Source organism: Paenibacillus sp. PvP094 (assembly GCF_040546835.1).
Lineage (GTDB): Bacteria > Bacillota > Bacilli > Paenibacillales > Paenibacillaceae > Paenibacillus > Paenibacillus illinoisensis.
On sequence record NZ_JBEPOM010000001.1, the window covers coordinates 5,466,303 to 5,481,756 of the forward strand.

The 15,454-nt window shown below is 45.4% G+C and carries 13 protein-coding genes; 2 read left to right on the forward strand and 11 right to left on the reverse strand.

Features of this window, described 5'->3' with window-relative positions; genetic code table 11:
• Nucleotides 1-36: 36 nt before the first annotated feature.
• The 8 genes from ABIC22_RS24810 to ABIC22_RS24845 all read right to left on the reverse strand — a co-directional run bounded on the left by ABIC22_RS24810 (nt 37) and on the right by ABIC22_RS24845 (nt 12,345).
• On the reverse strand, nt 37-3,093 hold the full coding sequence (locus ABIC22_RS24810) for a glycosyl hydrolase (RefSeq protein WP_354484552.1): 3,057 nt from the start codon (nt 3,091-3,093) through the stop codon (nt 37-39).
• A gap of 17 nt (nt 3,094-3,110) precedes the next feature.
• Nucleotides 3,111-4,112, reverse strand: coding sequence for a glycoside hydrolase family 130 protein (locus ABIC22_RS24815; protein ID WP_354484554.1), 1,002 nt, complete (start codon nt 4,110-4,112; stop codon nt 3,111-3,113).
• A gap of 31 nt (nt 4,113-4,143) precedes the next feature.
• Entirely contained in the window at nt 4,144-4,971 is an 828-nt protein-coding gene (locus ABIC22_RS24820; protein ID WP_095358066.1) for a carbohydrate ABC transporter permease, read from the reverse strand.
• A gap of 12 nt (nt 4,972-4,983) precedes the next feature.
• The gene (locus tag ABIC22_RS24825) at nt 4,984-5,886 is read right to left on the reverse strand and encodes a carbohydrate ABC transporter permease (protein WP_354484556.1); all 903 of its coding nucleotides are present in this window, start codon (nt 5,884-5,886) and stop codon (nt 4,984-4,986) included.
• A 75-nt stretch (nt 5,887-5,961) separates the two neighbouring features.
• Complete coding sequence (locus tag ABIC22_RS24830) at nt 5,962-7,332, reverse strand: ABC transporter substrate-binding protein (RefSeq protein WP_354484558.1); 1,371 nt, start codon at nt 7,330-7,332, stop codon at nt 5,962-5,964.
• 190 nt (nt 7,333-7,522) lie between these two features.
• A complete protein-coding gene (locus ABIC22_RS24835; RefSeq protein WP_354484560.1) occupies nt 7,523-9,163 on the reverse strand; it encodes a response regulator transcription factor in 1,641 nt (546 codons plus the stop codon).
• On the reverse strand, nt 9,160-10,962 hold the full coding sequence (locus ABIC22_RS24840; RefSeq protein WP_354484562.1) for a sensor histidine kinase: 1,803 nt from the start codon (nt 10,960-10,962) through the stop codon (nt 9,160-9,162). The genes ABIC22_RS24835 and ABIC22_RS24840 overlap by 4 nt, the downstream gene beginning before the upstream one ends.
• A 339-nt stretch (nt 10,963-11,301) precedes the next feature.
• Entirely contained in the window at nt 11,302-12,345 is a 1,044-nt protein-coding gene (locus tag ABIC22_RS24845; protein ID WP_354484564.1) for an NAD(P)-dependent alcohol dehydrogenase, read from the reverse strand.
• Nucleotides 12,346-12,565: 220 nt separating this feature from the next.
• Between ABIC22_RS24845 and ABIC22_RS24850 the strand changes: the two genes are divergently transcribed.
• Complete coding sequence (locus ABIC22_RS24850) at nt 12,566-13,099, forward strand: GNAT family N-acetyltransferase (protein WP_354484566.1); 534 nt, start codon at nt 12,566-12,568, stop codon at nt 13,097-13,099.
• 21 nt (nt 13,100-13,120) lie between these two features.
• Nucleotides 13,121-13,939: a MerR family transcriptional regulator gene (locus tag ABIC22_RS24855; RefSeq protein ID WP_354484568.1), complete on the forward strand. Its 819-nt coding sequence runs from the start codon at nt 13,121-13,123 to the stop codon at nt 13,937-13,939.
• A 65-nt stretch (nt 13,940-14,004) separates the two neighbouring features.
• Here ABIC22_RS24855 and ABIC22_RS24860 read toward each other — a convergent pair whose 3' ends face one another.
• The 3 genes from ABIC22_RS24860 to ABIC22_RS24870 form a co-directional block, all read right to left on the reverse strand.
• Nucleotides 14,005-14,193, reverse strand: a complete 189-nt coding sequence (locus ABIC22_RS24860; protein ID WP_110822176.1) for a hypothetical protein — start codon at nt 14,191-14,193, stop codon at nt 14,005-14,007.
• Nucleotides 14,194-14,230: 37 nt separating this feature from the next.
• Nucleotides 14,231-14,458: a small acid-soluble spore protein Tlp gene (tlp, locus tag ABIC22_RS24865; RefSeq protein WP_095358074.1), complete on the reverse strand. Its 228-nt coding sequence runs from the start codon at nt 14,456-14,458 to the stop codon at nt 14,231-14,233.
• Between the two features lie 87 nt (nt 14,459-14,545).
• Nucleotides 14,546-15,382, reverse strand: coding sequence for an AraC family transcriptional regulator (locus ABIC22_RS24870; RefSeq protein WP_354484571.1), 837 nt, complete (start codon nt 15,380-15,382; stop codon nt 14,546-14,548).
• Nucleotides 15,383-15,454: the final 72 nt, after the last annotated feature.

Sequence of the window (15,454 nt, forward strand, 5' to 3'; positions counted from 1 at the left end):
ACAATAATTCTTCAGCAAAATTATCCTTAGTTCTAATCATTCAGGAATACGAACCAATCTGGGAGTGGCAGAGAGTCCAAAAGGTACAAACGCATAACGCTCCTGGTAAATAGAAGTATTCGGATCCAGATCCTTATCCGTCCATCCCGGCTTATCCTTAAAGCTGTCTGGGCCTACTTTAACTGGCTCCCCTTTTATATGATGATGTGGCCCGAGCAAGTTCCTGCAGCTTCCGGTCAATTCCAGCTCAATGTGATTTTCTCCTGGTCTAAGAAAATCCGTGATATTGGAGACATACGGCTCCCATAAGAAAAGACGAATCTCTACTCCGTTAATCCTTAACCTGGTGACTGTTGCATCTGGTTGTGAACCAAAATCCCAAAGCCAGGAATCTCCATCACCGAATTGTATTTGGATCGTCTGCGCAACTCTAATGCTTCCTGCGAAGAACGGTAAACCCTGACTTACCAAATCGTCTTCCAGCGAGCATATTTGCAGAGAATCGGCGAGTATAAATGGTCCCTCCGTACATCTCACTCCATGTTCATGACCCACATAACCAGATTGGGAAATGACAGCAAAATCACCGATAATATATATGCTTTCAAGTTCCGTATCCAGTGTAAGCTTATTCGCTTCGGATTCGAATTGGTTTGCCCGAGCCATCGCTGCATACGTTTCAGGTGAATTCCAGAAGTACAGGCTGAACCTGATCTTGTTTCGTCCTTTGAATAGGCATCCTCCGATATTTATCTTTTGGAAAGAGATATCCCTCCACCAACCACTGCTGATTGATTCAACATCTATTTCATTCACTACAATTTGCAGTTTTTCCGGGTTTTCCACGACTAAATACATCTCTTGCCCGTCATCAGGTTCGAATGCAAGGTTAATGCTGAATTCCAACTCGATATGAACGGGGGAACCGATCTGCAGCAGCTTTTCCTGAATAAAAATAAGGGGCATTTCCGTAGACCATTCCCCATTCTTTACGCGATACCTGCAGGTATCCAGCGTGATGCTATTCACATCGATTTGCTCGATTTGCCACTGGTTATCCAGATGATAAATATGACTATTGCTTAGGTCCGTTTGAAGCAGATTTATTGGATCGGAGTGACTTTTCACATCATGCTGTGTAAGCAGGAACATATAGGACTGAACAGGATAGAGCGTCAATGCAACCCGCGTACCGCCATCAACCGTTCTTTGGTTCACTGATTTGAGGTCACCGCTTTCCAAATCAATAAGACAAAGCTTCCCCTTTTGATGAATGGTTATTTCAATATCAGAATATGACTCGTCACCTGAATTCACCAAATAGTATAGGTAAGAGTCGTCAAGCTTAAGTATCTGGACGTTAACCATATCAGATGCAATGGAGTTTCCCCACCTGTCATGTAATGAGATCGACGGCGCAACCTGACCGGATATCATCTCGGCTATGGATAAACGGGTATTGGCGGGTTTTAGGGCAGTATGGATCAAACGATTGATATCTTCATTCTGTTCTCCATCAATCAACCGTGGGTAGGGTTCAAGTGCAATTAACATCCCCCCCTGGAGGATAAACTGATGAAGCAAATGGACTGTCCTGCTGCTTAATGTGACGCATGGAGGTATGACTACAACCGAGTAGCGGGCTTCCCCTACAACGAACTGTCCACCATCAATATTTCCATGTCGCTCCAACATCCCTTCACTTCCGTAATCATGTTCAATGAACGATTGACACAACCAGCGAGACAGCTGCGCAAACGATTGATGATACGGCTCTATCCCTGCTGAATCTGAACCCTGTTGTTCCACCCAAGCGGTGCTGATGGGATGCAGCAACAATACCTCCGCTTGCCTGGAGCCTTCGACCAGAAGCATCGATAACCGGGCAAAGTAATCGTTAAAGCGATGATAGTGTTCCCACCAAGGCTGCTGATAGAAGAGAGAAGGCGGATAATCCCGCTTTCGCAGACCTCTTAGCGAATATGCCTGCAAGTGCTGGCACATGAGATTCATTCCATGAACAAATTGCCACTCGCCGATTCGTTTCAGATCCCGAAAGCTGATATTCCACCCCGTACAACCGTAACTTTCAGTGATGGCCTTTTTTTGGCCGAGTTGACGTACAACAGAGCTGACCTGCTTGGGAACCAGCGGATCTTCGCCAACAGATCGGCCCAGCCAGTCACACCCTGGAATATGCAGGTACTCATAAAAGCAAAGAGGGTCGCCTACCGAGGTAACTTGACTCATAAGCGTTTGTTCGTCTACGACATGACCAACAGACATCCACCCTCTCTCACCGCACCACGTACCCACCTGCTTGGCATAGGCTTCTGTGAACATAGTAGTAACGCAAGACCAATAATCATACCTCATTTTGCGACAGTTATCCGTATCCAGAAACAGTCCTGGAAGAGCTTCAAGAATCGAATAACCGTAACGGCTCTCGAAGACATCCGCTAGCTCCAGTGACCACGGTAGATCACCTCGACCAAACTGCGGTTCATCCGTGAATATTCCCTTGATTGCAGAACCATATTTTGGCCCAAGCCTTAGCCAGTAAGCATCGTAAATCATCTCAATAAATGTGCTCACTACACGCTTGCTTAGCGTATCAATATAATACGGATTGACCTCGTAATACACGCGGAAGTCAGGTCTGCGTGGATCATCTTGTTTAAGGAGATGCAGCTGATCTTCAATCTGAATATAGCTGGCAATCGTCACTTTTTCTTCTTGATTAAAGGGTGTCCACTCGTACGACAGACGCTTTTGCTGATAGGAATGACCGAGGGCAGGCAGCTTTCCGTCTGCGTAACCGCTGGGCCAGCCATTTTCATCATACAGCCACACCTCCATCCCGAGTTCTTGGCACTTCTCGATACAGTATTGGTTTAAATCCATCCACTCCTCACCCATGTATGGTACCGTTAAGCCTCCTCGGGCGTGAATAAAAAAACCCCCAATGCCTGCCTCATGCATTGCTTCGATCTGCCTTAATAGCTCGTGCTTATTTAGATCGTCATTCCATGACCAGAATGGTTTTGTTCGATAACGAGCAGGCGGATCCTTTAGCAGGTTCCATACTGTCATAGTTTATCCACCTCGTTTTAATCGTTTAGGCATAGCTTGATCAGATCATCGATATGTGCCGTGGCCAAACATTCCACCGTATCTGCTGAGCCGTAATAGATTTTCACTTCACCATCAGATTCAAGGATCATCCCGCCAGGAAAGATCACGTTATTCCGGAACCCTCCCTCGATCTCGTAACTTACTTCAGGCGCCATTAAGGGTTCCTTGGCCCTGCCAATGATTTTCTTCGGATTATTTAAGTCAAGCAGCATCAAGCCAGCCGAATACCGCTTCTTCCAGGATGATTCCCATCCATTCTTCCCCCTTGCTGGATCAATATCTACGACATGGAATGTGGTAAGCCACCCATGCTTCGTCTTGATTGGTGGAGCGGCAGGGCCGATCTTGTCATTGGCAAAAGCAACGTCTTCAACAGCCAGCAGCAAGTCGGAATTGCCCCAATATTTCAAATCCGGAGATTCGGATATCCACATATCAAACCGGTCCATTCCTCCTCGGCTGTACACGGTGAATGGCCGTTCAAGTCTCACGTAGTTTCCTCCGATTTTCTCGGGAAATAATACCATGTTGCGCAAATCCGGCGTGGATAGACTCAAAATTTCAAAGTTCTCAAAATCGTCCGTAACAGCAACTCCACCGCGAATACCATGCTTCGTATCCACGGCGAAACACATATAACAACGACCGTCTAGCACCGTAAGTCTCGGGTCATATGCCCGAATGATCTCTTGATCGCACAGCTTAAAACAAGGCTTAGGCCGTACTTCCCAATGGATACCGTCTCTACTGAAAGCGACTCCAAGGTCCGTGGTATGATGTGGTTCAAGTGTCATCTGTTCGGTGGAGCCGTAATCGTTGCGAAACACCATCACATACAACCCGTTGAATTTAGTTACGCCTGCATTAAACACAAGTGCAGTCGGATACGGAACCCGGGATGCATCCAGAACCGGGTTATCCGGATAACGTTGAATGACAGAACTTGAGGTCAAATCTCCGATATGAAGTGAATTCATGGCATATGCCTCCTCGTTAGATCGATTCCTGCTACCCCTTCAAGGAACCGGCGGTCATTTGCATAAAGGATTTGTTAGCAAAAATATACGCGATTAGAATCGGCAGAATAGAGAGGCACGCCCCGGCCATCATGAAGTGTGTCTGTGAAGCGGCGGCGACCCCGTATTTCAGATTGGCCAAACCGACGGTCAACGTCTGCAATTCAGGCTTGCTAAGCGTAAATACAAACGGGAGCAGATACTCGTTCCACGCGCCTCGGAAGGCAAACAATGCGCATACACCCAGCCCTGGCGTAAGCAAGGGAATGATGATTCTCCAAAATGTCCTTCCCGGTGAGCAGCCGTCGATCCGAGCTGCTTCGTCCAGCTCCCTGGGAATCCCGTTCATGAAACTAAGCAGGATAAAAAAGGCTGAAGCATGGGCGCTGATCAGAATCAGAATGACTCCCCACAGCGAGTCATGTAGATGAAGCTTAACCATAAGGTCAAATTGGGGTCGAAGCACAACAGCGCCAATGGCTACAAACATCGTGAATGCCTGAAGGCTGACGTAGATCTTTTTACCGATAAAATCCATGCGGTTCACGACATACGCTGCCATGGAAGCCACGAGTAATGTCCCGAGCGTCGAGGCACTTGCAACGAAGAGGCTATTCAGCGTGTACGTTGAAAAATTGGCCTGTTTCCATGCCTCAAGGTAGTTGGAGAACTGCCAATCAGCCGGCAGAAATGTGGCCCCGGCCGTTAGCTCGGCATTGGTTTTGAAAGAACCGAGAAAGGTGATTGCCACAGGAAACAGGGTCAGGAATGCAACGACGATCAGAAACGTCCATAGTGCGGTATTCCAGGCGATCTTCATGAACGTTCCTCCTTAATCGTTCTGACTCATTCTACGAGAGCCGTAGAAATAAAGTATTGTAATCACGCCGACAATCAAGGCCGTAACAAAGGCTACGGCGCTCCCATACCCAAACTCCTGAATTTGCGTCGCCGCGGCCCCGCCAGCCGGCGGGAAAAATAATTTGTACACGTAGAGGAACATGACATTCGTTTTCCCGATCGGACCTCCATCGGTCATGACCATGATGCTTTCATAACCTTTGAGTGCATTAATGATGGCGAGCATGATAATCATCTGCATGACAGGACCAAGCATTGGAATGGTGATGTATCTGAACTGCTGGAATTTGTTAGCCCCATCCAGTGCAGAGCTCTCGTACACATCTTGGGGAATGTTTTGGAGACCCGCCAGAAATAAAAGCATGTAATTTCCAATCGCTCCCCATACCGCCACAAGAATAACGGTCAGCATCGCATAATCCACGCCGAGCCAGTCGACGGCATTTTGAATAAAAAGATACTTCATCAGAAATTGATTCAGAATGCCATTATACGAGTTGAAGATTGTAAAAAAGACGACTGCCATGACCGCCGTACTTATAATCGTCGGCATGAAGAAAATGGCTCTAAGCAGATTCTTTCCTTTGATATTCCAGTTCAGAATCACAGCTAGGATCAAGGCAAGCGGAATCGATAGCAGAATTTTGCCTCCGGCGTAAATAAACGTATTGGCAGCGGACTCCCAGAACTGCTGATCTCCCATAATGCGTTTGAAATTGGCCAAACCAACAAATCGCTCGGTGCCAAATCCTTTGTAGTCGTAGAACATATATCTCAGCGCCCATACCATCGGGTAAATGCCTAAAACCATGGTCAGAATAAAGCTAGGCAAAAGAAAACTGTATGAGAAGGCAGCATTCTTCGCTTTATTCATATCCTCTCAACTCCCTGTATTTCTTTCACTTTTTTTAATGGTAAAGATGGTATAAGCACCATCCCCGGTCTGCTTCTACTTAGCATATTGCCCCGCAAGATCAAGAGGATTAAAATCTGCTATTGGTTCCGCCTTCACATCCCCGCTTGCGATGGCAGCATCCAATGCGGCGTTATAACGAGTGTTCAAATCGCTAATGATGGAATCCAGATCGCCACCACTCAGCATATAACTGAAAAACGCATCATCCGACTTCATGCCTTGAACTGCTACAGACGGATATACTGGCCAGACACCGTCGTATTGATTTGGAAGGAATCCGTCAATCCCTTTCACTTCCGGCTTGGCGGCGACCGCACTAACGGAAGGAACCATGGATATGCCAAATCCTTTTTCCTGGTACTGTTTCAGGATGGATTCGTCGTACATGTACGTGAGAAATTTCCAGGCAGCTTCTTTATGTTCAGACTGAGAGCTGATGGCCAACCACTGGCCACCCAAGAAACCAGAGGCGCCATTGAATTGTCCATTAATGGATGGTACGGGTGCTGCGGCCCAGTCAATCTTCGCCGGGAATTGCGATTGATAAACTCCTGCCTCTGCGGAAAAGGATAAATACATGCCAATTTTACCTTCTGCGAATTGTGCGCGCAGTGGGTCAATATCCAGCGACTCCACACCCGGCAGCATGCTGCCATCATCTTTGATTTTTTTGAAAGCCTCTATAATGGGCTTAAAACTACTGAAATCGTAGCGTGCGGTCTTAAAATCATATCCAAATCCCCCGTACCCGCTAACCTCTGCGATCACTCGCGCGGAGCGACCAAATGCACTCGAAGGACTCTTGAAATTCTGAGCGAATCCATAGGCTCCGCTGGCCTTCCCCACTTCGGTTATTTTCTTAGCTGTTTCGACCAGCTCATCCAAAGTGGTGGGGGGTTGCTTAATGCCTGCTTTGTCAAAAAGTTCTTTGTTATAGATCAATCGCATCGTCGTACCATAGTTAGGCAGGCTATAGCGTTTACCTTCAAAACTGTTCAAGTCCTCCATGACCGGGAACTTCTCCTTCATCTCGTCCGTCAAAAACTCATCAATGGGGGCAAGAAATCCTTTTTTATAGAACGTCTGGATGGTATTTTCCTTCACGCGAATAATATCCGGCGGCTCTGAGGTCTGATAGGACATATCCAGTGCCTGATCGAAATCGTCTCCCTTGATGACCAGCTCAACCTCGATGTTGTCTTTATTCGTTTGGTTGAATGTATTAATCGTTTCTTTGACATACTCGGAATCATGGCGATCTCCCGTCCAGTATGTGATTTTTGTCTTGGCATCCGCTTCTGTTCCCGAGCCTTGTTCCGAAGGTTTTGGGCTGCTGCAAGCTGCCAAACTCCCTGTAAGCACCAAAAACATCACCGAGATGAGAAATTTTTTGCTTATTTTCATCTACCTAACCTCCTCATCATATCTGCAATCTCGTTCTTTCTCCTTTAGTATAGGGGGTGCACTTCACTTACATAATGCGGGTAACCACACATCAAGGGCAGGTTTCTTCATCAATGTGCCATCATTCAAAAAAATAAGCCCTGCATCCAAATATCGTTCGGAAACAAGGCTTAATCTATAATGAGCAACTCTAGACCAGATCGGCAGGCGTACTGATTTTCCCAGTACTATATAGCTTGAACTCGGATGGAGTCATATTAGTATGCTTCTTAAACATTTCACTGAAATAGCGGCGATGCTCGTAACCAAGGCTTTGAGCGATCTCCTGAACCTGATAATCGTCGATCAGCATCTCTTTGGCCCTCTCCATCCGCTGGTGAACAACGAATTGTTGGAAGGATATATTCAGTACTTTTTTGAATAGATTTGAAAAATATCCGGGGCTGATATTAAACTCCTTGGCACAAATATCAAGGGATAGATTCGTATGCAGATTTGCACATATATATTCTTTTGCCTGATAGATCAGTTTCGTGGATTCGTCGGATCGTTCATGTTCAATCCATGAACAAGCTTCAAGGCATATTCCCTTTACCGTCTCCCTCATCAATTGAAATGAAACATGACCTGAACGCCTTACTGCATTCCATTGATCTTCAAGCTTTTTTACCCGATCCGGTGGATAGTGCTCCGACATCACCCTACAGATTTTGGAGGACAGCTCATAGCATATGTTTTCGACTTGCTGCGGTTTCAGGAGGGGATCCCGCTGTAATAGATCATTAAAAATCTGCTCCAATATGAGCCGGCACTTTTCGCGGTGCCCCGAACGCAAGGAGAATAGCAATTCCTGTTCCGTCGAAACCGTATAATTCAAGAGCGATTTCTCATCCTCCGAAGTGCTTATATAACTATTCATACCATGGGTATAGAATTGATACTCCAGCGCATTTAAGGCCTTTTGGTACGAATCAGGCAGTTCATCAATCGTATCCACACAGGTTCCAACCCCAATGGAAATCGTTGAATGCGTGAATTGATACATGTTTGTTCGGCACGCTTCCGATATCCGTTCAGCCAGCTCGATGTCCCTGCAATTGATAAGACATACAAAACGGTTTAATGCCTCGCCAAAAACGACACCACGAGTGAAACCTCGAATCGTTTCCTCCAGAACATTTCGCAGACTGAAGCGAATGAGCTCCACTTCCCGCGCAGGCTGCTGTTTATATTTGTCCATGAAACGATCCAATTCCACGATAAAGAGATTGAAGTCCCTAGAATCAAGCTGAATGCCGAGAGTTTGCCATCGGAGATAGGCAGTCGTTGCATTAGTTCGATGATGAATCAGGAGAGACAGGTGCTCTTGTTGCAGAGCGGGCATGCTTTGCATCATATTTTGCTTCAGTTCCAACACTTTGCTATGTTCCTGCCGTTCCTCTATATAAGCCTTCTTCGCCTTCAATACGACTTGCACAATCTCGTCGATCGAGAACGGCTTCTTCACGAAGTCAAATGCACCTAAACGAATGGCCTGTCTCGTAAATGAAAAATCCGTATATGCACTTAGGATAATGATCTTGGTGGAAGGAGATTTTTCGAGGATTTCTTGAGTCATGGCGAGACCATCCTTTTTGGGCATGCGGATATCGGTTAGCACAATTTCGGGCCTCTTTTCTTGCACAAGGCGAATACCTTCCTCACCATCCAGTGCTGTACCAACCACCTCAATGTGATGCTCCTCCCAAGGGGGCTTTCGTGCGATCATATCGACCACGCTTCGAATGTCATCGATGATGCATAACTTTATAACAGGACCTTTATCGGTCATGCTTCCACCTCTCCTTCAACAATCGGCATCCATATTTCCGTTTTTGATCCCTTCCCGGGCAGGCTGCTCAATTTAATTCCAGCGTCTTCCCCATAAAAAAGGTTAAGACGGTTCACAATGTTGTGCAGCGCAAAACCTTTGTTGGAGACACGGGGTTGCAGCATGCCTCTGGTTACTTGTTCTACGTCCATGCCTTTCCCATTATCCTCAATGGTCAAATGCAGGAGATGATCTCGGATGGTGACATGCAATTGAATTCGACCACCTGAGCCCATATCCTTGAAGCCATGTAAAATGCTATTTTCCACAATTGGTTGAAGCAAAATTTTTGGCAGTAGTGATGCCAGCAACGAATCGTTTGTCACCGTGACATCAAAGTCAAACAAATCCTCGTAACATTTTTGCTGAAGGAGGCAATATTGCTTAACATGAAGAAGCTCCTCGTCCAGTGTGTTCCAGTCTTTCCCTCCGCTTAAACCTAACTGGAACATGGTGGACAAGGACATAATCATCTCGCTGACCTCATCATTTTCACCAAGTATGGATTTGCAATATATTGTGTTAAGGGTGTTGTATAAAAAGTGAGGTTCCATCTGTGCGGTTAACGCTCGCATCTCAGCCTTCCTTTTCCCGGATTCGCTGAGTTTCACATCATCGATGAGACGATTGATCTCATCCAGCATTCGGTTAAATTGATAGCCCACCTGGGCTACTTCATCGGTAGAACGACTTATGAAGCGGACATTCAAACGGTTCTGCTCCACCTCCTTCATAAGCTGCTGCAGTTTATACAGCGGATTTAATAGGAGTGCTGTTAATTTCGTGGAAAGAAACCAAGTCAGGAGTAAAAAGAAAATCATAATGAAAAAGGTGGTTCGTTTGACATTATTCATTTGCTCAAGCAGTTTATCCTTTTGCTGAATACCGAACAAACTCCAGTCATCCATAACGGAAGAACGGGTATAGTTCACCAGATAATCGGTATTGTCGAATGAATGAAAAAAGGAGCCCTGTGTGTCTTCGGATAAATTCATCAAAAGCATGCTGTCCTTCATCAGATTATGGCTGGAGGACCAAGCGGTTCGAATTACTTCCTCCCCTTTTGAATCAATGACAAAATAGTCACTGTCATCATTCAAGGAATGTTTGTTGACCGTACCAATCAATCCGCTCTCGTTCACGTTTACGACGATAAACACATTCGTATTGGAATTGTTATCTAGTGTTCCCTTCGTCACAAAGGATAGTGCGCGACTGTTACCAGTAAAAAACTTGTCAATGTGCCCCTTGATCCATATCCCCCCGTAGTTTTCCTTTACATCGTAATACATGCTGGACTCATAGAAGGAATGGTTTGGCGTACGCCGCTGCGATATTGGATAAAAGTCTCCGATGGGTGTAGCAATAAGGATGCTGTCGATTAGTGGTTCATTAAAGGAAACTTGGGAGAATACATACTGAAGTTCGGACAAGTGCACATAATAGTTCGATATATCTTTGCTCTGAACATCCAGCATCATGTCCTTAAAAGCGTAACTGAACATAAGAGAACGAACCGAATCGGAGATTCCCGACAGCTTATCGTCTAAGATTTGGTTCGTTTTGTTTACCGTCTCTTGGCTGGATTCAAACGCGTTCTTTTGAATTTCTTTGGAAGCAATCCAATACGTCGTCATGCCAACCGAACCTATTGCAAGCGTTATCATAATTATGAAGGCGAATCGAACTCTTTGTTTAAATGAGATGCCGTGAAGCCACCGGCTGAACGTTCCGGGTTCGAATTGAATTCGTTTAATCAAACTTCATCAACCTCTCCTGATCTACAAGACTTACCTTTCACCTTAAACTAATCGTTGCGAAAATATTGTACAATAGAATGCCATTTTAGCAACAGGTAAGTTTCCTCCAGAGCAACTTGGCCCCATGAACCTCCCATACAGCTAAAATCCTCCCAACATAGGATTTTTTTTGTTTGTACATGGTCATTCATTCGAACCAGTACCTCAAAATTAAAAAAAGTCGCAGAAATCGCGACTTGGTCATCCTACTCTGCTTAACTATGACGAAAAAATCTCTAATAACATAAAATGCGTGTTTCCTGTCTTTTGAAAAAACGTTGTGACAGCATATTGCCATCATCAATCATCACTTTTAGCTTTCTTCAAGCAGACAACGGCTTTTCCGTTTACCCGACCTTCTCCCAGGTCACGAAGGGCCTGAGATGTTTCACTTAAAGTATATTCCCGACCAATACGTGGAGTAACCTGGCCTGATTCAACAAGCTCCTTCCAGATCATCTGGTCTCTATGGTTCGGTTTATGGATTAGAAGGCTTAATTTCTTCTTTTCCAGCCAAGAAACGAATGGACTCCCTACTAAGTTCAGCAAAATGTGCGGCATCAGTCCCCCGATCATGACATAGGTGCCTCCCTTCACTAACGCCCGCTTTAGTGCGAACGCAGAACGGTTGCCGACGACATCAAGAATCAGATTATAGCTTGGTCCGCTTGCCGCGAAGTCTTCTTTGGTATAATCCAGCACATGATCGGCACCTATTTCAAGCAGCATATCCAGTTTCTCACCACGATCAACCGCGGTCACTTCTGCTCCCAGCAATTTAGCATATTGAATGGCAAACGTCCCAACTCCGCCCCCTGCACCATTAATCAGAACATGTTCTCCCTTTTGCAGATTCCCCTGATTTCTCAGTCCTTGCAGAGCCAAAACGGCTGCCTGTGGAATGGATGCAGCTTGCACATATGTGATCCCCGCTGGCTTGGGAGTCAGCGCATCTTCGCTCGCGCACACATACTCTGCGAATCCGCCCCAGCCGCAGCCGGACAGATCTCCGAACACTTCGTCACCCGGTTTGAATCGTTTGACACCCGATCCCACCGAGATCACTTTCCCTGCGATGTCTGCACCGAGAATCCGGTAACGCGGGTGACGAAAGGCACCTATCCGGTTAACAAACGGTTTCCCGCGAAGGAGATCCCAATCCCAGGAATTAACCGAAGTCGCATGGACTTCAATTAATACTTCGTTGTCCATCGGCGCCGGAATGTCTACCTTTTCTACTCGCAGGACCTCTGGCGTTCCGTAGGTATCATAGACCACCGCATTCATTACTGTCGCGTTTAACTTTTCGGATATTCCGGTGTCAGTTAACCTCATTCCACTCATGGGCATTCTCCATTCAATAGAGATATCTTAGGCCTTCCAACAACTGATACGCTCGGAAAAAAGTGTCGTTTCATTTTGTGGATGCAGATGCCGATTTCATGTATAGATTTGAATGGTCCGGTTTAGAACAGCTATTCCAGCCGGCTTGACTCTGGTATTGTACCAGGGTTTATCGTAATCCATAGCAGATATGTTTTTTTACGAATCAGGAGGAATAATAATGTTTATCGATCCATTTGATCAAATATTTGAAATGATGAAGCAGTCATTTCCTGAATCAGAATACCGGGAATACGCGCAGCAGAAGAGATTGCTGGCTAATTCGCGTTATCAACTACTTATTGAGAAGAACGAGCAGAATGAAGTGATTGGCTTCCTCGCAGGATGGGAGTTCGAAAAATTCAGGTATATTGAGAATGTAGCTGTCTCCCCAGCTATTCGCGGTGGTGGCATCGGCAGACGGATGATGGAACGATTCATCAAGCAGTCCGACAAACTCGTTATATTGGAAGTTGAGTTGCCAGAGGATGAACTGAAACGCAGAAGAATCGGTTTTTATACACGACTGGGATTCCACTTGGAAGACTATGCATATGTTCAGCCGGCACTCCGTGAAGGGCAGCGGTCCTTTCCTCTTCAGATCATGAGTTATCCGGACCCTTTGACTTCAAGTGAGTTTGAAACGGTTCGAGACATATTGTATAAGGAAGTGTACGGCGTCTATGATTCTTACACGTACGTATTGAATAGATAAGTGCAGATAGAAGGGAAAACCATGAAAACCGATTATAAAATTAATGAAATTGCAAAGCTCTACGGCATAGGTGTTGATGCGCTTCGTTATTATGAGAAATTGGGGTTACTGTCTCCTGCGCGAGATAGCAACGGATATCGCCTGTATCGTCTTCAGGATATGTATAAACTGAACATCATCCGTGACCTGCGTCAGCTGGACTTCACCATGCAGCAGATCAAAGCGTATCTGGATGATCAAAGTGTTGAAAATACGCTTGAATTGTTGTTCAAGGAACAAGAGTTGATCCTGGCGCAGATTGCTAAGCTTGAAACGACGCAGCAGATCATCCAGAGCCGAATCAAGGTACTGACCGAAGCGATGCAGATCAAGACGGGCGTTTTTACCATCAAAACCTACTCCGATAGACCATGCTTGCAATTGAATACACGGATCACCAGAGATGAGGAGATGGATTATGCGGTTAAGAAGCTGCACCAGAAGCATAAAATTCATGTCTTGAATTTTGGTAATCAGTTGTACGGGGCATCAGTTTCTCTTGAGGACTTGAAGCATGGTATAAAAGATGTATTTAATTCAGTCTTCTTCATATTCAATTCAGATGAAGCAGAACGGATTGATTCTGATTATACGCTGCCTGCTGGTGATTATTTATCACTCTACTATCGGGGTCATTATCGTCAAAGTCACGAGAAAATGCTGGACTTGATTACGTATGCAAGCGAACAAGGGCTGAACATATCCGGAGATCCTTTTGAAATTTATGAAATTGATAATCGGGATACCATCGTTTCCGATCAATTCTTGACGGAAATCCAGGTGAGAGTCACAACCGGATAAAATTAAGGTGAAGAGACAAATAAGCCGATCCAATAATGGATCGGCTTATTTGCGGGTTTCATCCGTTAAGCACGCTTGTTCTCAACAGATTTCATGCGGTTTTGATCGTCATCCTGCCGGTCATGACTGAATTCTTGCCCGGCTTCTACTTCGCCTTGACCTGAAACGCTTCGGGCAAAATTGGTGAACTGCCTTTTATGCTCATCCAGCTCGTGTTTTTGTTTAAGAAGTTCTTGTGGATCCTGATTCGTCATCTGCTAACCCTCCTACAAAATCAAAATGATCTCCACATTATGAGTTTTGCTGATGCTTGGATTCATCTTGAATTTCTTCACGGAATCCGGAAATGCTATGTTTACGGCGCTCATTCTTTTCCTCAATCTGACCTTTTTCCCGAGCTGGAATTTCATCTCCGAATTCTTCGAGATAATCCTCTGCTTCCCGGTAATTTTCGATTGTGTTTTGAACCGCATTTTGCAAATGCTGCACGTTGTCTTCACGGTTATCCGGTTTGCTCATACATCTCACCTCCCCAAAAATGGAATCCGTGCTGTTTAGTCGCACTACAGAAGTGTTCCATAAGAGAGCGAAGCTTATGCATGAAATTCAGTCTCCTATCCTTCGATAATGCAATGGCGAATGACCAGTGACTGCTTTGAATACCCGACCGAAATGGGTTACACTCCCGAATCCTACCTTCCTCGCAATCAAATTGACCTTGAGATTTGAGCTCTCAAGCTGCTTTTTTGCCTCCTTGATTCGCACACTATTGACGTATTCTACAAAAGCGAATCCTGTCGCTTCTTTGAACGATCGACTTAAATAAAAAGGACTGATATAGAACTGATCTGCCAGCAAATGAAGCGACAGTTCCTCCATGTAATGGTCGTTAATATAACGGACAATCTCTGAAATACGTTCATGCATGGGACTTGGAGATACCAGCTGTTCCGCATCATGCTGCCTGAATTGTCTACAGCACATGATAAGCAGCTGCACGGCAAGTGTCTGGACATACAATTCGAAGCCGCTTCCGCGCTCCTTCATCTCCTGCATAATGGCTCTTGTGTGCATTTCAATCAGCTCTCTACTGCGCAGGGAACCTTTCAAAATCAAATAATCCCGCTGAAGTAGAGGTTGAAGCACTTCTTCATGGGAACCGTCCACCGAAAAATACTGTGCATGCATATTAATAATAAGCCGCTCATGCTTTGGCCGTTCCGCATTGGTCGTGCGATGCAGAACGTTGGGAGCAATAATAACCACGTCGCCTTCCGCGATGGTAATGGTCCGGTCCTGGATGAAAAATTCCCGCTGCCCAGACATCAACACATAGATTTCATACGTGCTGTGAAAATGGCTTACCGGCATATGATGGCTTAATGCTTTTCGGTGGGATACCAGAAATGTACTCTCTGAATTTTCAAAGTAAAGATTCCCCATAAAGTCATGCTCCCTTCCGTTCCGTCCTTGATGTTTATATTATATCGCAAGAAATAAGAAGAAATAGGCAAT